We start from the raw sequence: 20848 nt of genomic DNA on the forward strand, positions 1-20848 counted from the left end.
CCCGTAGGGAGACACCATGCTCTTCGGCCGACACAAGAACACGCTGCCCACCGCCGAGGAGGCACTGCCCGGCCGCGACGAGCCCGCCTTCGGTGTGCCGGACCGGCACACCGTGCTGGGCAATCCTCTGGCCGGCCCCTACCCGGAGGGCCTGGAGGTCGCCGACTTCGGTCTCGGCTGCTTCTGGGGCGCGGAACGGAAGTTCTGGCAGACCGACGGCGTGTGGACCACCCTGGTCGGCTACCAGGGCGGCCACACCCCGAACCCCACCTACGACGAGGTGTGCTCCGGCATGACCGGCCACGCCGAGGTCGTCCGGGTCGTGTTCGACCCGGCGCAGCTCTCCTACGAGGAGCTGCTGCGGGTCTTCTGGGAGGCGCACGACCCGACCCAGGGCAACCGCCAGGGCAACGACGTCGGCACCCAGTACCGCTCCGCCGTCTACACCCACTCCCCCGCCCAGCAGGCGACGGCCGAGGCGTCCCGCGAGGCGTACCGGAAGGTCCTCGCCGACGCCGGGCACGGCGAGATCACCACCACCGTGCTCCCCGCCGCCGACCGGCCGTTCCACCCCGCCGAGGCCTACCACCAGCAGTACCTGGACAAGAACCCGGGCGGCTACTGCGGGATCGGCGGCACGGGCGTCTCCTGCCCGGTCGGCGTCGCCCGCACCGACGGCTGAACTCGCGGTCGCAGCCACGCCACCGCGCGCCGCAAGCACGGCCGCGGCGCGGAAATCGCGTGGCGCCGCGTGCCGCGATGACGGATGCTCCGGGGATGGCAGACACCACAGACCCGGAGCAGACGCCCACGCGCACCTTCGCCTGGGAGGACATGTTCGTTCACCCCGACGACGACCCGCGGTCGCAGGACCCGTACGAGGGCGAACGCGCCACGCTCACCGGCTACCTGCGGGACCAGCGGCTCACGCTGGAGGTGAAGTGTGCGGGCCTCGACGCGGAACAGATGGCACGGCGTTCGGTGCCGCCGTCGAACATGTCGCTGCTGGGCCTGGTCCGGCACCTCGCGGGAGTCGAACACGCCTGGTTCCGCAAGGTTCTGTCCGGCGAGCAGGGGCAGCGGCCGTTCCGCCGGCCCGACGACCGGGACGCGGACTTCGACGGCGCCGTGGGCGACGCGGCGGCGGTCGAGGAGGCGTGGCGGGTCTGGCGGCGGGAGGTCGCATTCGCGGAGAGGTTCGCCGCCGACGCCCCGGGCATGGACCTCACCGTCGAGCACGACGGGCAGCCGCTCTCGCTGCGCGAGGTGCTGGTGCACATGATCGAGGAGTACGCCCGCCACAACGGCCACGCGGACCTGCTGCGGGAACGGATCGACGGCAGGGTGGGCGAGTAGAGGACGCGCGCACGCCCGGCGCGGTTGCCTCGTCCGGCAGCCACTGAGGAACCGCCCCGCACCGGCGCGGCGGGCGTTTGCCCGGGTACCGGACGGGCAGGCGGCGTGGCATGACGCGACTCACACTGCCCGAAGAGGTCATGCTCCTCTCCCTCGACGACGACAGCGGTGCCGCCAAGGCGAAGGACGGCACGCACTGGGCGCTCGCCGGCGGGGCGCTGGTCGAGCTCGTCCTCGCCGGACGGGTCGAGGTCGAGGACGACAGGGCCAAGGTCGTGGACGCGTCACCGCTGGGCGTGCCGCACCTCGACACGGCACTGGCCGCGATCGCGGAGAAGGGGCCGGAGCTGAAGGTCAAGAAGGCCATGGAACGGGCGAAGTGCGTGCGCGAGGGCACCACCGAGTCGCTGATCGCGCGCGGGCTGGTGCGCGAGGAGAAGAAGAAGGTACTCGGCCTCTTCCCCGTGACCCGCTATCCGGAGGCGGACGGCGCGCCGGAGGAGGAACTGCGGGCGCGGCTGGGCGCGGTGGTGCTGCGCGGCGCCGACCCGGACGAGCACACGGCGTCGCTGGTGGCGCTGATCCGCGGCGCCAAGCTCGGCAAGCTGGCCTTCCCCGGCGAGGACCGCCGCAAGGTCGACTCCCGCATGGAGGAGATCGCGAAGGGCCAGTGGGTGCAGCCTGCGGTGCGCCGGGCGATCGACCAGGCCCAGGCGATCATCATCGCGGTCGTGGTGAGCAGCACGGGAGCGGGAGCCGCGGGCATCTGACGGCCACGGCCACCGCGCGGGCGGGGCCGCACGATCCGAGGATCGCGCGGCCCCGCTGCGCCGTTCGGGTCACCCGGCCTGGCGCGGGCGGGGTCGGCGCCCTGACCCGGGGGAACCCGGTGAGCATGACACTTCAGCATCCGGCCGAACGCGGCGGCGGCGAACGCGGAGTCTTCGAGCGGTTCTCCGAGCGCGTGTCGAACGTGACGAGCTCGCCACTGTTCTTCGCCGCCTGCATCCTGATGATCGCCGGCGTCGTCGCCGTCCACTTCGTGCATGTGCCGGTGCCCTGGCTGATCCTCGCCGGCGACGCCCTGACCTCGGTGAACCTGCTGCTCCTCGCGCTGCTGAAGAACTCCGAGCGGCGCGCGGAGCACGCGATCCAGCAGAAGCTGGACGCCATCGCGGAGGCGATGCTCGAGCACTACGAGGGCGAGGGGACCACGGCCCGGGAGGACCTGCGCCGGGCGATCCGGCTGGAACGTGAGCTGTGAGCAGCCGCACCGGCTCCGGCGCCCGCCCACGCCGGCGCGCCCGGACCCGTCGTCCGGACGCGCCGCGGGGCGGGGAGGGACGGCGGCCTGGGGTGGAGTGCACCCGGCCTCCGCCTCTCCCCGCCCGCGGTCAGGGTCCCGCGCGGGGTGTGGCGCGCGGCGGTCAGCCGAGCGGCTCACCGCCGAAGTCGGCGGCCGGCGCGGACTGGTAGTCCGACAGCGGGCCCGACTCGGACATGTCGTTCCATCCGGTGTAGCGGCAGCGCGGGATCCAGTCGTGGGTCTTGACCTTGTCCGCGTCCACCCAGCCGTGGCGCTTGGCCAGCTTGTACCAGGTCTCGCCCTCGTTGCGGACCTTGCACTTGATGTAGACCTTGGTGTGCGGCCGCAGCTTGTCGATCTTGTCCGAACGGTGGCTCGGGCGCTCGTGGACCCAGGTCCAGGTCTTCGTCCAGCCCTTGTGGACCTTGCCGCCGCCCTCGGGGAGGGCCGGGGCGGCGGCCGCGGGGCCGACGGCGGCGAGCGCGGTGACGGCACCGCCGGCGACGACGACCGCCAGCTTGCTGATGGTGGAGTGAAGCATGTGTTTCTCCAGGGGACGGGGACTCCGGGGACGGGAGTCCGGGGAGGCAGCACTTTCCGTAGTCACGTGGTGACCGGCTGCGTTTTCACGCTAGGGAGGGCTCCGGGGTCCTGCAACTCGTCACCGGGCCCGCATGAACCGCTCCGGTGCGGACACCCGGGCCGTGCCCGCCGCAGCGGTTCCGGCGCCCCTGCGGCCGGAACACCGATGTGCCGGAGAGGACGTGACGAGCGTGAAGGTGGCATTTCTCGTGGCTCCCGCGGGCGCGGAGCAGATGGAACTGACCGACCCCTGGCGGGCGGTCACCGACGAGGGCGGCACACCCGAGCTGGTGTCCACGACGGACGGCCGCGTGCAGGCCTTCCACCACCTGGACAAGGCCGACACCTTCCCCGTGGACCGCAAGGTCGACGACGTGACGGCGGCCGACTACGACGGGCTGGTGCTGCCCGGCGGTGTGGCGAATCCCGACCTGCTGCGGATGGACCCCGACGCGGTGGCCTTCGTGAAGGGCTTCTTCAGCGCGGGCAAGCCGGTCGCGGCGATCTGCCACGCGGCGTGGACGCTGATCGAGGCCGACGTGGTGCGGGGCCGCACCCTCACCTCGTTCCCCAGCCTGGCGACGGACCTGCGGAACGCCGGGGCGACGTGGGTGGACGAGCAGGTGCGGGTGTGCGCCGACGGCCCGAACGCACTGGTGACCAGCCGGAGGCCGGACGACCTGAAGGCGTTCGAGGCGGCGTTCCTCGAGGAGTTCGCGAAGGCGAGCGGCGCGAGCGGGTGACCGGCACGCGAAGCGCCCCCGAACACCGCGGTGTTCGGGGGCGCTTCGCGTGCCGTGCCGGGCCTGCGGCCCGTGGCGCGGGTCAGATCGCGGAGCCGGCCTGCCAGTCGGCCCAGGAGAGGTTCCATCCGTTGAGGCCGTTGGAAGGCTCGATCTCCTTGTCCGGCGAGCCCTTGACCACGACGACGTCGCCGATGAGCGAGTTCTCGAAGAACCAGGCGCCGTCCTGCGCCGGGTCGTCCGCGCCCTTCACGTCGTTGAGGCCGACGCAGCCGTGGCTGGTGTTGGCGGAGCCGAAGATGCTGTCGGCGGCCCAGTAGTTGCCGTGGATGAAGGTGCCGGACGTGGACAGCCGCATGGCGTGCGGCACGTCCTTGATGTCGTACTCGCCCTCGCCGTCGTCGTCGGTGAAGCCGACGGTGGCGCCGTTCATCCGGGTCTCCTCGAACTTCTCGGAGATCACCATCTCGCCGTTCCAGGTCGGGTTCTCGGCGCTGCCCGCGGAGATGGGGAAGGTCTTGACGGTCTTGCCGTCCCGCATCACCGTCATCTTCTTGGCCTTCACGTCGACCGTGCTGACCTGCGAGCGGCCGACCTGGAAGGTGACCGTCTTGTCCTGGACGCCGGACACGCCGCTGGACGCCTCCACGCCGTCGAGGTCGAGGTCGAGGGTGACCTCGGAACCGGCCTGCCAGTAGTCCTCGGGACGGAAGTCGATCCGGGTGTCGCTGAACCAGTGGCCGACGACTTCCTGGCCGCTGGAGCTGTTGACGTCGATCGCCTTCTGAACCTCGGCCTTGTTCTCGACCGGCTTGTCGAAGTTGACGGAGACCGGCATGCCGACGCCGACCGTGGTGCCGTCGTCCGGCGTGAAGTAGCCGATGAAGCTGTTCTCCGGGGAGACCGTCGTGAACGACGAGGCCTCGTGGGCCTCGCGGCCCTCCGAGTCCTCGGCGACCGCTCGGATCTCGTACCGGGTGGCCCGCTCCAGCTGGCCGTCCGGCTTCCAGGACTTGCCGTCGCCGGAGAGCGTGCCGGCCACCTCCGCGCCGGTCGCCGACGCGGTCAGGGTCACCTCGACGAGCTTGCCGTCGGCGACGGTGACCTTGCCGGCGCTGTTGATGCTCGCGTCGTCGCTGCCGTCCTTGGGAGAGATGGCTATTCGCGCCGCCGAGGCGTCCTCCGCGGCGGCCTGGTCGACCTTGCTCTGCGAATCGGCCTTCTTCTCGCCGTCCTCCTCGCCGGAGGCGTCACCGCCACCGCAGGCGGTCAGCGTCAGAACACCGCTCAGCAGCGCAGCCGCCGCCGCCATGCCCCTGCGGTGCTTCCCCACCGTCATCACACCTTCTCCATCTGCTTGCTGAGTCCCTGGACTCCCCGACCAGACCAGCTGCGGGGCCTTACCGGCAAAACGGGCAAGGCATCTCCCAGCTCTACGGAAGAAAACGCCATCTGTCTGTGATCCGTTCCACCTCGGATGAAACTGTGGGGCACGACACCTGATCGTGATGTCCTGTGACGTCTCTCGCTCTGCCGTGCATGGCGCGGGACTTGCGCACCCGCGCCCCGGGAGAGTCTTCGGCCCCGGAGGCGGCCCTGTCCAGCCGCCCAGGTCAGCCCGGGTCGTTCCGGGTGCCTGCCCAGCCTCGTGGGAGCTACACCTCCCCGACGCGCCAACGGGTCTTCCGCGTGAGGATGATGATCACTAACATGAGCCGCCGCACCGTCCGCACCACCCGCGTCCCCCGCCTCGCGAGGGCGATGCACCGAGGGGGCTTCATGCCCGTTTTGTCCACTGTGTCCGCGCACCGGCGGCCCCTTGCGACGGCAGCCGCCGCAGCCGGTCTGCTCTTCGCTCTCGGCTTCGTGCCGTCCGCGCAGGCCTCCCCCGAACCACCGGCCGGCGACGAGATGCGTACCGCCGCCGCAGAGGTCCGGGCCGCCGCCGACCCCGGCGCGGTGGCCGGTCCCCGACTGCACCCGGATTCCGGGTCGAACACCACCCCGTACGTGCTCGGCGCCGTCGGCCTCGCGGGCGCGGGCGGACTGCTGGCCGCCCGCGCCCGCGCCGTCCGCGCCCGCCGCTGAACGCTCCCGCGCGCCCGGCGTGCGACGCAGATCACGCGCGCCGGACCCGTGGACTCAGGCCAGCGGACCCGTGACCGACTCCGCCGCGGCCACCAGACCGCCGCCCCGGACGAACACTTCGGCGGCCGCCATGTCCGGCGACAGGAAGCGGTCCTCGCCCGGCCCGCCGACGCCCGCCTCCCGGGCGGCCGCCAGCACCGCACGGCTCGCGGGTGACGCCGTGCCCCCGTCCGCCTCGCGCAGCTCCACCGCACGCGCGGCCGCGTACAGCTCGATGGCCACGACGCGCGTCAGGTTGTCGACCGCGGTGCGCAGCTTCCGCGCCGCCGACCAGCCCATGGAGACGTGGTCCTCCTGCATCGCGGAGGACGGGATCGAGTCCGCCGAGGCCGGCACGGCCAGTCGCTTCAGTTCGCTCACCAGCGCCGCCTGCGTGTACTGCGCGATCATCAGCCCGGAGTCGACACCCGCGTCGTGCGCGAGGAAGGGCGGCAGACCGTGCGAGCGGTTCTTGTCCAGCAGCCGGTCCGTGCGGCGTTCGGCGATGGAGGCCAGGTCGGCGGCCGCGATCGCGAGGAAGTCCAACACGTAGGCCACCGGGGCCCCGTGGAAGTTGCCGTTCGACTCGACCCGGCCGTCCGGGAGCACCACCGGGTTGTCCACCGCCGCGGCCAGCTCGCGCTCGGCGACCGTACGGGCGTGGCTCAGCGTGTCCCGGCCCGCACCCGCGACCTGCGGGGCGCAGCGCACCGAGTAGGCGTCCTGCACCCGCGGCGCGTCGTCCTGGTGGTGGCCGGTGAGGCCGGAGCCCTCGAGCACCTTGAGCATGTTGGCGGCCGAGGCGGCCTGCCCCGGGTGCGGGCGGATCGCGTGCAGCTCCGGCGCCAGCACCCGGTCGGTGCCCAGCAGCGCCTCCAGCGACAGCGCGGCCGTGATGTCGGCGGAGGTGTGCAGCCGCGCCAGGTCGGCGCAGGCCATGACGAGCATGCCGAGCATGCCGTCGGTGCCGTTGAGGAGGGCCAGCCCTTCCTTCTCCCGCAGCTCCACGGGCGCGATGCCGTGCTCGGCCAGTAGCTCCCCCGCGGGCCGCACGGTGCCGTCCGGCCCCTCCGCGTCGCCCTCGCCCATCAGGGTCAGCGCGCAGTGCGACAGCGGAGCCAGGTCGCCGGAGCACCCCAGCGAGCCGTACTCGTGCACGACGGGGGTGATGCCCGCGTTCAGCACGTCGGCCATGGTCTGCACGACCTCGGGACGCACGCCCGTGCGGCCCGAGGCGACGGTCTTCAGCCGCAGGAACATCAGCGCGCGAACGACCTCGCGCTCCACCGCCGGGCCGGTCCCGGCCGCGTGCGAGCGGACGATGTTGCGCTGGAGCTGCGCGCGCAGCTCGGGGCTGATGTGGCGGACGGCGAGGGCGCCGAAGCCGGTGGAGACGCCGTAGACGGGGTCGGGCTTGGCCGCCAGCTCGTCGATGTGCCGTCGCGCGGCGGCGACGGCGTTCAGGGCGTCCTTCGAGAGCTCGACCCGGGCGGCGTCACGGGCAACGGCGACGACGTCCTCGGCGCGGAGTCCGGACGTCTCGACCACGACGGTGTGCATACTCATATTCAGTCACCCTAAAGACTGAATTCAGATCTGTCACGGCGGCCAAACGATTCTTCACGCTCCGCGGAACCGCCGCCGCTCCAGGCCGGGCCGGGCCGGAGCATCGGCCATCCGCACCACCGGGTCGTCCACCCCGCCGTCCCGCCCCGCCACCACCGGCTTCCGCGCCCGCGCCGCCTTCGCCCGGTACTGCGCCGCGTCCGCGAGCCGGAACAGCCGCCGCGCCGAGAGCACCTGCCCGATCGGGTCGCCCGTGGAGGCGATGCCCACCGACACCCCGTCGCCCAGCTCAAGCTCACCCGCCCGGCGGCACAGCTCCTCCGCCGCCCGCACCACCTCGTCCGCGGTAGGGCCCACCGACAGCAGGCAGAACTCGTCACCGCCCAGCCGCGCCGCCAGCGCCCCCGGCAGCAGCGCCCCGCAGTACGACAACACCGCGCCGAAGCGGGCCAGCAACCGGTCCCCCGCCTCGTGCCCGTGCACGTCGTTGACCCGTTTCAGCCCGTTGACGTCGCACACAGCGAGGCTGACCACCTCCCCCTCCAGGCGGTGCCGCTCCAGCGCCTCGTCCAGCCGCACGTCCACCGCCCTCCGGTTCGCCAGCCCGGTCAGCGGATCGGTGAACGCGAGCCTGCGCACCTCCTCCAGCCGCTCGTTCTGCGCGACGCCGGCCGCGATGATCGCGGCCAGCACCGTCGCGAAGTCCGCGTCCACCCGGCCGAAAGCCTCCGCCTCGGCGCCCCGCGCCACGTACAGCTCCCCCCAGGCCCGGCCGTGCAGCACGATGGGCGCCACCACACAGGACGACCTTCCCCGCCGCCGCAGCCCGGCCACCCTCCCCGTCGGAGGCCCGTCCGCCGTCTCGATCCACGCGTGCGGCTCGCCGCCCGCCACCCAGCGCTCGTGCAGCGCCTCGGTGATCTCCGGGAAGTCGTACACCGGGTAGGACTCGTCGGCGGGGAACTCCTCCTCCCCACCGGCCAGGTCCCCGACGTTCACCAGCACGCGCAGCCGGCCGTGCTCCCGCTCCCACTGGGACACCGCCGCGAACGAACCCCCTATGGCGTGCAGCGCCCCCGCGGCGGCCGCGTGCGCGACCTCGACCGACGTGTGCGCGGCCGCCATGGCCTGCGCCAGCTCCACGACCGCCCGCAGCCGCCCGTCCTCTGCCATGTGTCCACACTAGAAGTTTTCCGTTGAAACAGTGCAGAGCACGCCATTTCCGACAGGGGGCGTCACTCTCCGGGCCACTCCGGCCGGCGCTTCTCGTTGAACGCCGCGACGCCCTCCGCACGGTCCCCGGAGAAGGCGACCGTCCGCCATGCCGCGTCCTCGACCTCCAGCCCGGCCCGCAGGTCCATCCCCCACCCGGTCCGCAGCGCCCGCTTGGCCGCCCGCAGCCCCACCGGCGAGTTCCCGGCCATCCTCCCGGCCAGCTCCAGCGCCTCCTCGCGGTCCGCGCCCTCGGCCGCCAGGATGTCCACCAGTCCCAGCTCCCGCGCCTCCGCGGCCTCCACCCGTCGCGCCGTGAAGATCAGCTCCGCCGCCCGCGCCGCACCCACCCGGCGCGGCAACAGCTGCGTCCCGCCGCCGCCCGGGATCACGCCCACCGACACCTCCGGCAGGCCGACGACCGCCGTCGTGTCGGCGACGATCACGTCGCACGACAGCGCCAGCTCGAACCCGCCGCCCAGCGCGTACCCGTGCACCGCGGCCACCGTCGGCTGCGGCAGCTCCAGCACCCCGGTGTACGCCGCCCGCGCGTGCGGCCGCTGCCGCCCCAGCTCGGCGTCCGTGAAGGAGTTCCGCTCCTTCAGGTCAGCACCCACGCAGAACGCCCGCTCGTGCGTCGACGTGAGCACGACCACCCTCGCCCCGGCATCCCCCGCCACCGCCTCGCACGCCTCGGCGACGGACCGCGCCATCCCCGTCGACACGGCGTTCATCGCCTTCGGCCGGTCCAGCACGAGCTCCGCCACATGCGTGGCCTCGTCCACCCGCACCTCGACGAACTCGCCGTACCTGGTCGTCCTCACAGCCGCCTCCCTTGTGAACGCTCGTTTCCGCGCGAGCGTACCCGCGGCAGCCCCCAGCCCGAACGGCGACGACCGACCTCCGAAGGCATGGGCGCAGGGGCAGGCGCGCCCCCGACCCACACCCACACACCAGCCACCGCCCCGCGCCCGCGCCCGCCCCTCACGAACGCCGCGTCAGCAACCACGGCTCGACCACACCGAGCCCTCGCACCGGCCGCTGATACAGCGGCTGCAGCGCGAACCGGAACCCGGACAGGTCCTCGGTCTCCTTCTCCGACTCCGGCGCATGCCCCGCCCCCGTCAGCTCCGACCGCAGCGCCCCGTCCACCAGCACCGTGTCCTTCGGCGCTATCGACGTCAGCCGGCTCGCCAGGTTCACGGTGTTGCCGAAGACGTCGCCCATCCGGCTCGTCATCGTCCCGAACGCGATCCCCACCCGCAGCTCGGGCATCGTCGCGTCGTTACCGAGCGTCTCGATCAGCCGCAGCCCGATCTCCGCCGCGGTCCCCGCCTCCTCCGCGACGTACAGCACCTCGTCGCCCAGGGCCTTGATCAGCCGCCCGCCGTGCGCCGCCACCAGGTCCGCGGCCGTCGTCTCGAACGCCTCGACCAGCTCACCGAGCTCGTCCTCCTCCAGCCGGCGCGTCAGCCGGGTGAAACCCACGAGGTCGGCGAAGCCGATGGCCTGCCGGCGGGCGACGGTGTCGTCGTCGTCCTGCGCCTGCACCACCCGGCCGGTGGCCGCCGCGAGCTGCCGCCGCCACACGTACACGAGGAACTCCTCGAGCTCCGGCAGCAGCAGCTGGACCAGCGGGTAGGTGACCTCGTTGCGGGTCATGCCGGGCTCGGGCGGCTCGGTCAGGTCCTCCAGGAAGGAGTCCATCTGCCAGTCGGCGAGCCGGGCCGTGGTCTGCCCGGTGGAACGCGCCACCTGGATCGCCATCGGCTCGCTCAGCAGCCCCGCCTCGACCAGACCGGACAGACGCCGCAGCGCCAGCACGTCCGCCTCGGTCAGCGCACGGGCCTGCCCCACGTCGGCGAACCCCATGGCCCGCCAGAAACGGGACGCCAGCTCCATCGGCACGCCCGCCGCACGGGCCGCCTGGAAGGGGGTGTACTGCCGCCCGGCGCCGAGGATCAGCTCCTCGATGCTCAGCGCGCTGGGATCGTCGCTCAGCCCGTTCGGCCCGTCGCTGGGCGCCCGAGCCCCCGAGTCGTCCTCCGGGCGGGCGTCCCCGCCCGCCACCGCACCGGCCTCCGCGGACACGGGCGCGGGCGCGGGCGACGGGTCGTCGGGGGTGTCCGGCTCGTCCGGCTCATCCACGGCCACTGCCCGCTCCCTGTCGGCCCTGCCAGGTCCCGTCGCCCCTGTGCACTGCCCTTCCGATCTCTCCCGGGTCCGCCGAATGACCACAATACGTCAGGTGTGCCCCCGCTCACTCTCCTCGGGCGGGGCGCAGATGAACGATGTCACCTGCGCCGACCGGCCGCTGCAGACCCTGCTGGGTGGCCAGCACCAGACGCCCGTCTCCGTCCACCGCGACGGCCTCGCCGGTGACCGACTCGCCGCCCGGCAACTCCGCGCGCACCTCGCGCCCGAGCGTGGAGCAGCCCGCCGCGTACGCCTCCAGCAGCCCGCAGGCCGCGGGGTCGCCGTCCGCGTCACGCCAACGGCCGTACCAGGTCTCCAGGGAGCGGAGCAGGGCCCGCAGCAGCGGGTCCCGGTCGCGTCCCGGCGCCCCGGCCAGGGCGAGCGACCCGGCCTGCGGCACCGGCAGCTCCTCCTCGCGCAGCGAGACGTTCAGGCCCAGTCCGACGACGACCATGCGCTCCCCGGCCCGCTCGGCCAGGATGCCGCCGATCTTGCGCTCCTCGTCGCCGATCTCCGTGAGGAGGTCGTTGGGCCACTTGAGGAGCATGTCCACACCCCCCGTGCGGGCGAGCGCCGCCGCGGCCGCCACCCCGGTGAGGAGGGGCAGCCAGCCCCAGCGCTCCACCGGCGGAGCGGGTTCCAGGGCGACCGAGAGGAAGATCCCGGAACGGGCCGGGGCGCTCCAGCCGCGCTCCAGCCGGCCGCGGCCGGCGGTCTGCTCCTCGGCCACCAGCACGGCGCCCTCGCCCGCCTCGCCGGCCCGTACCCGCTCCACCAGGGCGGTGTTCGTGGAGCCGACGCGGTCCAGGACGTCGAGGGACGTCCACAGGGTGTCCGGGCGGACGAGGGCGTCCCGGAGGGCTGTGGCGTTGAGCGGCGGACGGTCGAGGTCGGACCAGCGGCTTTGCCGGTCGCCGGGGTTCTCGGAGCTCATACGGTCACCCTAGGCCCGCGGCGCGCGCCGCTCCTCGCGCCGCGGGCGGCCCGGAAGCCCCGGCCCACCGCACCCGGCGGGAAGTGTGGCCAACGCCGCAGCGTCGGAGCCGCCGCGCGCGGATAGCCTACGAATGAGTAGCCGACGCAGGAGCGAAACGCAGGAGCGAGGAGCCGCAGGCCGTGTCCGAGCAGGAGACCAGCCCCGACATCCATACGACCGCGGGCAAGATCGCGGATTTCCGGCAGCGCGCCCACGAGGCGACGCACGCGGGGTCCGAGCGGGCCATCGAGAAGCAGCACGCCAAGGGCAAGCTGACCGCGCGGGAGCGCGTGGAACTGCTGCTCGACGAGGGGTCGTTCACCGAACTCGACGAGTTCGCGCGCCATCGCTCCACGGCGTTCGGCATCGAGAAGAACCGGCCGTACGGCGACGGGGTCGTCACCGGCTACGGCACGGTGGACGGCCGCCCCGTCTGCGTGTACTCGCAGGACTTCACCATCTTCGGCGGCTCGCTCGGCGAGGTGTACGGCGAGAAGATCGTCAAGGTGATGGACTTCGCGATGAAGACCGGCTGCCCGGTCGTCGGCATCAACGACGGCGGGGGCGCACGTATCCAGGAGGGCGTCACCGCCCTCGGCCTGTTCGCGGAGATCTTCCGCCGCAACGTGCACGCCTCCGGCGTGGTCCCGCAGATCAGCCTCATCATGGGGCCCTGCGCGGGCGGCGCGGTGTACTCCCCGGCGATCACCGACTTCACCGTGATGGTCGACAAGACCTCGCACATGTTCATCACCGGCCCGGACGTGATCAAGACGGTCACCGGTGAGGACGTCGGCTTCGAGGCGCTCGGCGGCGCCCGGACGCACAACGCGACCTCCGGCGTGGCGCACCACATGGCGGGCGACGAGAAGGACGCGATCGAGTACGTCAAGGCGCTGCTGTCCTACCTGCCGAGCAACAACCTCACCGACCCGCCGGTCTTCCCCGAGGAAGCCGACCTGGAGACCTCGGACGAGGACCGCGAGCTGGACACGCTCATCCCGGACTCGGCGAACCAGCCGTACGACATGCACCGCGCCATCGAGCACGTGCTGGACGACAGCGAGTTCCTGGAGACCCAGGCGCTCTTCGCGCCCAACATCATCACCGGTTTCGGCCGGGTCGAGGGGCAGTCGGTGGGCATCGTGGCCAACCAGCCGATGCAGTTCGCCGGCTGCCTGGACATCGACGCCAGCGAGAAGGCGGCCCGCTTCGTCCGCACCTGCGACGCGTACAACATCCCGGTGCTGACGTTCGTGGACGTGCCCGGCTTCCTGCCCGGCACGGACCAGGAGTACGACGGCATCATCCGGCGCGGCGCCAAGCTGATCTACGCCTACGCGGAGGCGACCGTCCCGCTGATCACCGTCATCACACGCAAGGCGTTCGGCGGCGCCTACGACGTCATGGGTTCCAAGCACCTGGGCGCGGACCTCAACTTCGCCTGGCCCACCGCGCAGATCGCCGTGATGGGCGCCCAGGGCGCCGTGAACATCCTGCACCGCCGCCGCCTCGCGGCCGTCGAGGGCGACGAGGAGCGCGAGGAGCTGCGCGCCGAGCTGACGCAGGAGTACGAGGACGCGCTGCTGAACCCGTATGTCGCGGCCGAACGCGGGTATGTGGACGCCGTCATCCTTCCCGCCGAGACCCGACGCCACATCGTCCGCGGCCTGCGCACGCTGCGCACCAAGCGCGAGCAGCTGCCCCCGAAGAAGCACGGCAACATCCCGCTGTAGGAAGGGACGTGGAGCCCATGATCAAGGTGATACGGGGCAACCCGACGCCCGAGGAGCTGGCCGCCGCACTGGCGGTGGTCCAGGCCCGGGCGGCCGCCTCCGCCGCCGCGGGCGAGGCGGCACACCGGGGGGCCGAGTGGTCCGACCCGGCCCGTACGGTGCCCCGCCGGATGCTGCCGCACCCGGGTCCCAAGGCCTGGCGCACCACTTTCTGGCCGGCCTGAGCACCGGGCTTCCCCACGGCGCCCCGGCCACGACCGCGTCCTGTCGGGGCGCGATCCCGGCCGGGGCGCCGTGATGAGTATCCGTACTCAGGCGCTCCGGCCGGGTGGCGCCGCATGATCGGGGGATGCTGTGGTCCGACCCCGAGAACAAGCCGCCCGCCGAGCTGCGCGCCGCCCAGGCGATGCTGCGGCGGATGGCCTGGGTCCTCGCCGTCGCCGCGATGGTCGCCGCGGCCCTCGCCGTGCAGGCCCGCTGAGGACCGGCCGTCGCTACGATGAGCCGCATGAACGCCCAGCAGCCCGCACCCGCACGCCGCCTCGTCCTCGCCTCCGCCTCCCCCGCCCGGCTCGGGCTGCTGCGGCAGGCCGGACTCGACCCCGAGGTGATCGTCAGCGGTGTGGACGAGGACGCGCTCAGCGCCGACACCCCGGCGGAACTCGCCCGGATGCTCGCGGAGGCCAAGGCCGAGGCGGTCGCCGCCCGGCCGGAGACCGCGGACGCACTGGTGATCGGCTGCGACTCGGTGCTCGAACTCGACGGGCAGGCCCTGGGCAAACCGGACGACGCGGAGGACGCCACCGCACGCTGGAAGTCCATGCGCGGCCGTTCCGGCGTGCTGCGGACGGGCCACTGCGTGATCGACCGGCGCGGCGACCGGAGGACGAGCGGGACCGCTTCGACCACGGTCCGCTTCGGCACCCCGTCGGACGAGGAGGTCGCTGCCTACGTCGCCTCCGGCGAACCGCTGCACGTGGCGGGCGCGTTCACCCTGGACGGTCTCTCCGCGCCGTTCGTCGACGGGGTGGACGGCGACCCCGGCAACGTCATCGGGCTGTCGCTGCCCACGCTCCGGAGCATGCTCGCCGACCTCGGCGTGCCGATCACCCGGCTGTGGGCTCCGCGCTAGGCTGCGGCGCCGAACCGCCGTCCGTACGGCGGTGCTTGGGCAGCCGGGAGTACGACACCAGCGTCCAGACCAGCAGGGCCAGCACCAGCATCATGAAGCCGAACGCCGACCAGCCCACCAGGCCGATCGTCAACGCCCCGAGTACCGCGTGCAGCACGGCGGCGCTGATGAGGAGCAGCCGGGGTACCTTGCCGGGCGCGCGGTCCCGTACGGCCATCACCACCAGCACGCCGGCGCAGAACAGGAGGTAGGCACCGAGCAGCGCCCCGCCGACGACGGAACCCGTGCTCATCATGTCGGGGTCGAGGCCGGCCAGGGACATCTGTTGCTTGTCCACGACCATCCCCATGAACACCTGGAGCAGCACGAACCCCACGGCCTCGCACGTCAGTACGACCGCGGCGATCGCGGCCACCGGTCTGCGGGTCACCCACCCCACCTGCCCACTTCGTCGTTACTCCGGGTACGAACAATGGCCCCCGCACGCTACTGGCGGGTACACCCGGTGGCAAGAGCCGGGAGCAGTTGCGGGGATTTACTCCATCTCACCGCCGAACTTAGTAGGAACCCCACAAAGAAGCAGGAGTTGAGCACGAGCGGTCGCACAGAGACCTTGCCCACATCGCCGTTCGTCGGTCGGCGCCTGGAACCGGGCGTACCGTGGGATGACAAGGCAACGCGGGGGTGGACCTGCCCTCGGATCACACTCCGTGTGGGCAAGCTCACCCCTGTGGGCGACTCGGCGTGGGGTGTCACCACTAGCTAAAATCGCGCCGTTCACTTCTGTTTGCGGCGCAGCGCCAAGTAGGGAGTCATCGTGCGCAAGGTGCTCATCGCCAACCGCGGCGAGATCGCTGTCCGGGTTGCTCGAGCGTGCCGGGACGCCGGTATCGCGAGTGTCGCCGTCTACGCCGACCCGGACCGCGACGCACTCCATGTGCGGGTGGCCGACGAAGCCTTCGCGCTCGGCGGCGACACCCCGGCGGCGAGCTACCTGGACGTCGCGAAGGTGCTGAAGGCCGCCGCGGACTCCGGTGCGGACGCGATCCACCCCGGTTACGGCTTCCTCTCCGAGAACGCCGAATTCGCGCAGGCCGTCCTCGACGCCGGCCTCACCTGGATCGGCCCGCCGCCGCAGGCGATCCGCGACCTGGGCGACAAGGTGGCGGCCCGTCACATCGCGCAGCGCGCCGGCGCCCCCCTCGTCGCCGGCACCCCCGACCCCGTCTCCGGCGCGGAGGAGGTCGTGACCTTCGCCGAGGAGCACGGCCTGCCCATCGCCATCAAGGCCGCCTTCGGCGGCGGCGGCCGCGGCCTGAAGGTCGCCCGCACCCTGGAGGAGGTCCCCGAGCTGTACGAGTCCGCCGTGCGCGAGGCCGTCGCCGCCTTCGGGCGCGGCGAGTGCTTCGTCGAGCGCTACCTGGACCGTCCGCGGCACGTCGAGACCCAGTGCCTGGCCGACAAGCACGGCAACGTCGTCGTCGTCTCCACCCGCGACTGCTCCCTCCAGCGCCGCCACCAGAAGCTCGTCGAGGAGGCGCCCGCGCCCTTCCTGAGCGACGAGCAGAACGCCGAGCTGTACCGCGCGTCCAAGGCCATCCTCAAGGAGGCCGGCTACGAGGGCGCGGGCACCTGCGAGTTCCTCGTAGGCCAGGACGGCACCATCTCCTTCCTCGAGGTCAACACCCGCCTCCAGGTCGAGCACCCGGTGACCGAGGAGGTCACCGGCATCGACCTGGTACGCGAGATGTTCCGCATCGCCGACGGCGAGGAGCTGGGCTACGACGACCCGGCGGTGCGCGGCCACTCCTTCGAGTTCCGCATCAACGGCGAGGACCCGGGCCGCAACTTCCTGCCCGCCCCGGGCACGGTCACGCTGTTCGACCCGCCGGCCGGTCCGGGCATCCGCCTGGACGCCGGTGTGGAGAGCGGCTCCGTCATCGGCCCGGCCTGGGACTCGCTGCTCGCCAAGCTGATCGTCACCGGCGCCTCCCGGCAGCAGGCCCTCCAGCGCGCCGCCCGCGCACTCGACGAGTTCCGCGTCGAGGGCATGGCCACGGCCCTCTCCTTCCACCGCGTCGTCGTCCGCGACGCGGCGTTCGGGCCGGAGGTCCACGGACGCCAGGGCCACCCGTTCGACGTCCACACCCGGTGGATCGAGACCGAGTTCGTCAACGAGATCACGCCCTTCGCGGCACCCGGCGCAGAGGACGACGACGAGGCCGAGGGCACGCGCGAGACCGTCGTCGTCGAGGTCGGCGGCAAGCGGCTCGAGGTGTCCCTGCCCGCCTCGCTCGGCGTCGCCCCCGCCGCGGCGACCGCCGGAACGAAGAAGCCGAAGCGCAAGGCCGCGAAGAAGTCCGGCTCGGCCGCGTCCGGCGACGCCCTCGCCTCGCCCATGCAGGGCACGATCGTGAAGGTCGCCGTCGAAGAGGGCCAGCAGGTCGCCGAGGGCGAACTGGTCGTCGTCCTGGAGGCGATGAAGATGGAGCAGCCGCTGAACGCCCACCGCGCCGGCACCGTCAAGGGCCTCACCGCCGAGGTCGGCGGGTCCCTCTCCGCCGGCACGGTCATCTGCGAGATCAAGGACTGACCGCGTTCCCGTCGCCGGGCGTGCCGCTTCCGGCCCGCCCGGCGACGTCGCGTCACCCGCCCGCGCCGACGGTCAGTGCCGGCCCAGGTCCGCCACGCGGAGCTGCGGACCCGGAGGCTGCACCGGATGCGTGCGGCGCTGACCCGGAAGCGGCGCCTCGCGGCGCCCCGCCGGAGCCGGCCGCCCCTGCGCGCCCGCCACGGCGATCTGCACGCCCTGGTCCGCCAGCGCCTGGAGCTCCGTCGCAGCCCGGTCGTCGTGCGGCGGCGGCTCGTCCGTCACCAGACGGGTCATCACGTCCGTCGGCACCGTCTGGAACATCGTGTCGGTGCCCAGCTTCGTGTGGTCCGCCAGGACCACCACCTCCGCCGCGGACTGCACCAGGGCCCGGTCGACGCTCGCCGACAGCATGTTGGACGTGGACAGCCCCCGCTCCGCGGTGAGCCCGCTGCCGGACAGGAAGGCCCGCGTCACCCGCAGCCCCTGGAGCGACTGCTCCGCACCACTCCCCACCAGGGCGTAGTTGGAGCCGCGCAGCGTGCCGCCGGTCATCACCACCTCGACGCGGTTGGCATGCGCCAGCGCCTGCGCGACCAGCAGGGAGTTGGTCACCACGGTCAGGCCCGGCACTCTCGCCAGCCGGCGGGCCAGCTCCTGCGTGGTCGTACCGGCGCCGACGACGACGGCCTCGCCCTCCTCCACGAGACCCGCGGCGAGATCGGCGACGGCCGTCTTCTCCGCAGTCGCGGACAGCGACTTCTGGGGGAAGCCGGACTCGCGGCTGAAACCGCCCGGCAGCACCGCACCGCCGTGCCGGCGGTCGAGCAGTCCTTCTGCCTCCAGGGCCCGTACGTCACGCCGGACGGTCACTTCGGAGGTCTGGACGACGCGGGCGAGCTCCCGGAGCGACACCGCTCCGTTGGCCCGCACCATTTCGAGGATCAATTGGCGACGTTCTGCAGCGAACACGGAACCGACAGTAACGCCGCCGACCGTCTGGTTTCAGCAGTTTGCGCCGATTATCAAAAGTTGTACGTCTCCACGACCGGAACGTGGTATGCCGTCAGCCGCCGTCGCCCTCCTTGCGGGTGTGCAGCTGCCGCGCGACCTCCGCGATCGACCCGGTCAGCGACGGATAGACGGTGAACGCCTTCGCGATCTGCTCCACGGTCAGATTCGTGTCCACGGCGATCGAGATCGGGTGGATCAGTTCACTCGCACGGGGGGCCACCACCACACCGCCCACCACGATGCCCGTGCCCGGGCGGCAGAACAGCTTCACGAAGCCGTCCCGGATGCCCTGCATCTTCGCCCGCGGGTTCCGCACCAGCGGCAGCTTCACCACGTTCGCACTGATCCGGCCCTCTTCCACATCCGCCTGGGAGAAGCCGACCGTCGCGATCTCCGGATCGGTGAAGATGTTCGCCGACACCGCCTTCAGGTTCAGCGGCACCACCGACTCCCCCAGGAAGTGGTACATCGCGATCCGGCCCTGCATCGCCGCCACGGAAGCCAGCGCGAACACCCCGGTGCAGTCGCCGGCGGCGTACACGCCCGGCGCCGAGGTGCGGGACACCTTGTCCGTCCACACGTGGCCCGAGTCCTTCAGCCGCACACCGGCCTCCTCCAGGCCGATCCCGCGCGTGTTGGGCACCGCGCCCACCGCGACCAGGCAGTGCGAGCCGGAGACCGTACGACCGTCGCTGAGCGTCACCTCGACGCCGTCGCCCACGCGCTTCGCGGACGCGGCGCGGGACCGCGACATCACGTCCATCCCACGCCGGCGGAACACGTCCTCCAGCACGGCCGCCGCGTCCGGGTCCTCCCCGGGCAGCACCCGGTCCCGCGACGACACCAGCGTGACCTGCGAGCCCAGCGCCTGGTAGGCGCCCGCGAACTCGGCACCGGTCACACCCGAACCGACCACGATCAGCCGCTCCGGCAGCTCCTCCAGGTCGTACAGCTGCGTCCAGTTCAGGATCCGCTCGCCGTCCGGCCGGGCGTCCGGGATCTCGCGCGGATGACCGCCGGTGGCGATCAGCACCGCGTCCCCGCTCAGCCGCTCCTCGTCGCCCTCGGCCGTCGTCACCACGACGGTGCGGGTACCGTCCGCCGCCCGCTCCGGCTCCAGCCGGCCGCGGCCGTGCAGCACCCGGCCGCCCGCACGCGTCACCGATGCGGTGATGTCGTGCGACTGCGCGAGGGCGAGCCGCTTCACACGGCGGTTCACCTTCTCCATGTCGACGCCCACCACCCGCGCCGACTGCTCGAGCGGCGGCGTGTCGTCCTCGATGCGTATGCCCAGCTCCTCGTGCGAGGAGTCGAAGTTCGTCATCACCTCGGCCGTCGCGATGAGCGTCTTCGACGGCACGCAGTCGGTCAGCACCGACGCCCCGCCGAGACCGTCGCTGTCGACGACGGTCACCTCCGCTCCGAGCTCGGCGGCCACCAGTGCCGCCTCGTAGCCGCCAGGTCCGCCACCGATGATCACGATCCGAGTCACGCCTCCCAGTGTCCCGCACGTTCCCGCCTCGCGGCGGAGTGGGGGGCGTGTCCGTTCCACTCCACCCGGCGCGCACACGCCGGAGCGCCGCACCGTGACCCTCGCAACGGTGCCGTGTCGAGCGGGTGCCGCTCCCGTACCCTCGTGCCATGTCGCTCTACGCCGCCTTCGCCGGCAACCTCGACGCGCGGCTGATGTCACGCCGCGCACCGCACTCCCCGCTGCGCGGCACCGGCTGGCTCGACGGCTGGCGCCTCACCTTCGGCGGCGAGCACATGGGCTGGGAAGGCGCGCTGGCCACGGTGGTGGAGGCGCCGCGCTCCCAGGTCTTCGTCGCGCTCTACGACATCGCACCTATGGACGAGGAGGCGATGGACCGCTGGGAGGGCGTCGGCCTCGACATCTACCGGCGCATGCGGGTGCGGGTGCACACGCTGGACGGCGACGCGGCGGCCTGGTGCTACGTGCTGAACGGATACGAGGGCGGGCTGCCCTCGGCCCGCTACCTGGGGGAGATCGCCGACGCGGCGGAGTCGGCGGGGGCGCCGCACGACTACGTGATGGAGCTGCGGAAGCGGCCCTGCTGAGCGGCGTTCCGCCGCTTCTCAGCGGGGGTGACGGGGGTGGGGGTGTTGGGGCTCGGTGTGGGCGCGGGGCGGTGGCTGGTGAGTGTGGGCGCGGGGCGGGGGCGTGGGCTGCGGTCCGGGCCGACGACCCGGAAACCCATGATTTACGGGCCGCGTTCTCGGCGACGTTAGAGGTTGGACCTCTACTTCGCGGCCCACAAATCACGGGCAAGTGTTTCCGGGCGCATCGACCC

At 72.5% G+C, this 20848-nt stretch carries 22 protein-coding genes; 12 read left to right on the plus strand and 10 right to left on the minus strand.

All coding sequences use genetic code 11. From position 1 onward, the window contains the following. Nucleotides 1–16: 16 nt before the first annotated feature. The 4 genes from msrA to K304_RS0114555 all read left to right on the plus strand — a co-directional run bounded on the left by msrA (nt 17) and on the right by K304_RS0114555 (nt 2620). On the plus strand, nt 17–682 hold the full coding sequence (gene msrA / locus K304_RS0114540; RefSeq protein WP_027764339.1) for a peptide-methionine (S)-S-oxide reductase MsrA: 666 nt from the start codon (nt 17–19) through the stop codon (nt 680–682). A gap of 95 nt (nt 683–777) precedes the next feature. Next, complete coding sequence (locus K304_RS0114545; protein WP_486591666.1) at nt 778–1356, plus strand: DinB family protein; 579 nt, start codon at nt 778–780, stop codon at nt 1354–1356. Between the two features lie 110 nt (nt 1357–1466). After that, a complete protein-coding gene (locus K304_RS0114550; protein ID WP_027764341.1) occupies nt 1467–2126 on the plus strand; it encodes a GOLPH3/VPS74 family protein in 660 nt (219 codons plus the stop codon). 125 nt (nt 2127–2251) lie between these two features. After that, nucleotides 2252–2620, plus strand: coding sequence for a hypothetical protein (locus K304_RS0114555; protein ID WP_027764342.1), 369 nt, complete (start codon nt 2252–2254; stop codon nt 2618–2620). A 163-nt stretch (nt 2621–2783) separates the two neighbouring features. Here the strand turns inward: K304_RS0114555 and K304_RS0114560 are convergent, their stop codons facing one another. Further along, nucleotides 2784–3203 (minus strand): hypothetical protein, encoded by a 420-nt coding sequence (locus tag K304_RS0114560; protein ID WP_027764343.1) that lies wholly within the window; start codon nt 3201–3203, stop codon nt 2784–2786. 232 nt (nt 3204–3435) lie between these two features. On the opposite strand from K304_RS0114560, the gene K304_RS0114565 reads away from it, so the two are divergent. Further along, complete coding sequence (locus K304_RS0114565) at nt 3436–3987, plus strand: type 1 glutamine amidotransferase domain-containing protein (protein WP_027764344.1); 552 nt, start codon at nt 3436–3438, stop codon at nt 3985–3987. An 82-nt stretch (nt 3988–4069) separates the two neighbouring features. Here the strand turns inward: K304_RS0114565 and K304_RS0114570 are convergent, their stop codons facing one another. Then, entirely contained in the window at nt 4070–5326 is a 1257-nt protein-coding gene (locus K304_RS0114570; protein ID WP_027764345.1) for an Ig-like domain-containing protein, read from the minus strand. Between the two features lie 371 nt (nt 5327–5697). Here K304_RS0114570 and K304_RS0114580 point away from each other — a divergent pair, with 371 nt between their 5' ends. Then, nucleotides 5698–6075, plus strand: coding sequence for a hypothetical protein (locus tag K304_RS0114580; RefSeq protein ID WP_486591667.1), 378 nt, complete (start codon nt 5698–5700; stop codon nt 6073–6075). 54 nt (nt 6076–6129) lie between these two features. Here K304_RS0114580 and hutH read toward each other — a convergent pair whose 3' ends face one another. From hutH to K304_RS0114605, 5 genes are all read right to left on the minus strand, one after another. Then, the gene (gene hutH / locus K304_RS0114585) at nt 6130–7674 is read right to left on the minus strand and encodes a histidine ammonia-lyase (protein ID WP_027764347.1); all 1545 of its coding nucleotides are present in this window, start codon (nt 7672–7674) and stop codon (nt 6130–6132) included. A 60-nt stretch (nt 7675–7734) separates the two neighbouring features. After that, nucleotides 7735–8853, minus strand: coding sequence for a sensor domain-containing diguanylate cyclase (locus K304_RS0114590; RefSeq protein ID WP_027764348.1), 1119 nt, complete (start codon nt 8851–8853; stop codon nt 7735–7737). A gap of 62 nt (nt 8854–8915) precedes the next feature. Beyond that, complete coding sequence (locus tag K304_RS0114595) at nt 8916–9716, minus strand: enoyl-CoA hydratase/isomerase family protein (RefSeq protein ID WP_027764349.1); 801 nt, start codon at nt 9714–9716, stop codon at nt 8916–8918. Nucleotides 9717–9876: 160 nt separating this feature from the next. Continuing rightward, the gene (locus K304_RS0114600; RefSeq protein ID WP_078529105.1) at nt 9877–11046 is read right to left on the minus strand and encodes an adenylate/guanylate cyclase domain-containing protein; all 1170 of its coding nucleotides are present in this window, start codon (nt 11044–11046) and stop codon (nt 9877–9879) included. Between the two features lie 106 nt (nt 11047–11152). Beyond that, nucleotides 11153–12022, minus strand: a complete 870-nt coding sequence (locus K304_RS0114605; protein ID WP_027764351.1) for a biotin--[acetyl-CoA-carboxylase] ligase — start codon at nt 12020–12022, stop codon at nt 11153–11155. Between the two features lie 182 nt (nt 12023–12204). Between K304_RS0114605 and K304_RS0114610 the strand changes: the two genes are divergently transcribed. The 4 genes from K304_RS0114610 to K304_RS0114625 all read left to right on the plus strand — a co-directional run bounded on the left by K304_RS0114610 (nt 12205) and on the right by K304_RS0114625 (nt 14932). Then, nucleotides 12205–13800 carry an acyl-CoA carboxylase subunit beta gene (locus tag K304_RS0114610; protein WP_027764352.1) on the plus strand — a complete coding sequence of 532 codons (1596 nt, stop codon included), beginning with the start codon at nt 12205–12207 and terminating at the stop codon, nt 13798–13800. A 17-nt stretch (nt 13801–13817) separates the two neighbouring features. Beyond that, on the plus strand, nt 13818–14024 hold the full coding sequence (locus tag K304_RS0114615) for an acyl-CoA carboxylase epsilon subunit (RefSeq protein ID WP_027764353.1): 207 nt from the start codon (nt 13818–13820) through the stop codon (nt 14022–14024). Nucleotides 14025–14149: 125 nt separating this feature from the next. Beyond that, nucleotides 14150–14281, plus strand: coding sequence for a morphogenic membrane protein MmpB (gene mmpB / locus K304_RS34055; RefSeq protein WP_281727973.1), 132 nt, complete (start codon nt 14150–14152; stop codon nt 14279–14281). Nucleotides 14282–14308: 27 nt separating this feature from the next. Next, nucleotides 14309–14932: a Maf-like protein gene (locus tag K304_RS0114625; protein ID WP_027764354.1), complete on the plus strand. Its 624-nt coding sequence runs from the start codon at nt 14309–14311 to the stop codon at nt 14930–14932. On the opposite strand, the gene K304_RS0114630 is transcribed toward K304_RS0114625, so the two are convergent. After that, complete coding sequence (locus K304_RS0114630) at nt 14907–15362, minus strand: membrane protein (protein WP_037790455.1); 456 nt, start codon at nt 15360–15362, stop codon at nt 14907–14909. The genes K304_RS0114625 and K304_RS0114630 overlap by 26 nt on opposite strands. 387 nt (nt 15363–15749) lie before the next feature. Between K304_RS0114630 and K304_RS0114635 the strand changes: the two genes are divergently transcribed. Next, complete coding sequence (locus tag K304_RS0114635) at nt 15750–17525, plus strand: ATP-binding protein (protein WP_027764356.1); 1776 nt, start codon at nt 15750–15752, stop codon at nt 17523–17525. A gap of 72 nt (nt 17526–17597) precedes the next feature. Here the strand turns inward: K304_RS0114635 and K304_RS0114640 are convergent, their stop codons facing one another. Together K304_RS0114640 and K304_RS0114645 are read right to left on the minus strand one after the other, a co-directional pair. Beyond that, nucleotides 17598–18458 (minus strand): DeoR/GlpR family DNA-binding transcription regulator, encoded by an 861-nt coding sequence (locus K304_RS0114640; protein ID WP_027764357.1) that lies wholly within the window; start codon nt 18456–18458, stop codon nt 17598–17600. Nucleotides 18459–18588: 130 nt separating this feature from the next. After that, a complete protein-coding gene (locus K304_RS0114645) occupies nt 18589–20037 on the minus strand; it encodes an NAD(P)H-quinone dehydrogenase (RefSeq protein ID WP_037790490.1) in 1449 nt (482 codons plus the stop codon). Between the two features lie 140 nt (nt 20038–20177). Here K304_RS0114645 and K304_RS0114650 point away from each other — a divergent pair, with 140 nt between their 5' ends. Further along, nucleotides 20178–20615, plus strand: coding sequence for a gamma-glutamylcyclotransferase family protein (locus tag K304_RS0114650; protein WP_027764359.1), 438 nt, complete (start codon nt 20178–20180; stop codon nt 20613–20615). Nucleotides 20616–20848 lie beyond the last annotated feature (233 nt).

The sequence above is a fragment of the Streptomyces sp. CNS606 genome, from assembly GCF_000426325.1.

Excerpts from the sequence above, each read along its gene's own strand:
- msrA (WP_027764339.1), top strand. The coding sequence starts at position 17 with ATGCTCTTCGGCCGACACAAGAACACGCTGCCCACCGCCGAGGAGGCA.
- K304_RS0114545 (WP_486591666.1), top strand. The coding sequence starts at position 778 with ATGGCAGACACCACAGACCCGGAGCAGACGCCCACGCGCACCTTCGCC.
- K304_RS0114550 (WP_027764341.1), top strand. The coding sequence starts at position 1,467 with ATGACGCGACTCACACTGCCCGAAGAGGTCATGCTCCTCTCCCTCGAC.
- K304_RS0114555 (WP_027764342.1), top strand. The coding sequence starts at position 2,252 with ATGACACTTCAGCATCCGGCCGAACGCGGCGGCGGCGAACGCGGAGTC.
- K304_RS0114560 (WP_027764343.1), bottom strand. The coding sequence starts at position 3,203 with ATGCTTCACTCCACCATCAGCAAGCTGGCGGTCGTCGTCGCCGGCGGT.
- K304_RS0114570 (WP_027764345.1), bottom strand. The coding sequence starts at position 5,326 with ATGACGGTGGGGAAGCACCGCAGGGGCATGGCGGCGGCGGCTGCGCTG.
- K304_RS0114580 (WP_486591667.1), top strand. The coding sequence starts at position 5,698 with ATGAGCCGCCGCACCGTCCGCACCACCCGCGTCCCCCGCCTCGCGAGG.
- hutH (WP_027764347.1), bottom strand. The coding sequence starts at position 7,674 with ATGCACACCGTCGTGGTCGAGACGTCCGGACTCCGCGCCGAGGACGTC.
- K304_RS0114590 (WP_027764348.1), bottom strand. The coding sequence starts at position 8,853 with ATGGCAGAGGACGGGCGGCTGCGGGCGGTCGTGGAGCTGGCGCAGGCC.
- K304_RS0114605 (WP_027764351.1), bottom strand. The coding sequence starts at position 12,022 with ATGAGCTCCGAGAACCCCGGCGACCGGCAAAGCCGCTGGTCCGACCTC.
- K304_RS0114615 (WP_027764353.1), top strand. The coding sequence starts at position 13,818 with ATGATCAAGGTGATACGGGGCAACCCGACGCCCGAGGAGCTGGCCGCC.
- mmpB (WP_281727973.1), top strand. The coding sequence starts at position 14,150 with ATGCTGTGGTCCGACCCCGAGAACAAGCCGCCCGCCGAGCTGCGCGCC.
- K304_RS0114625 (WP_027764354.1), top strand. The coding sequence starts at position 14,309 with ATGAACGCCCAGCAGCCCGCACCCGCACGCCGCCTCGTCCTCGCCTCC.
- K304_RS0114640 (WP_027764357.1), bottom strand. The coding sequence starts at position 18,458 with ATGGTGCGGGCCAACGGAGCGGTGTCGCTCCGGGAGCTCGCCCGCGTC.
- K304_RS0114650 (WP_027764359.1), top strand. The coding sequence starts at position 20,178 with ATGTCGCTCTACGCCGCCTTCGCCGGCAACCTCGACGCGCGGCTGATG.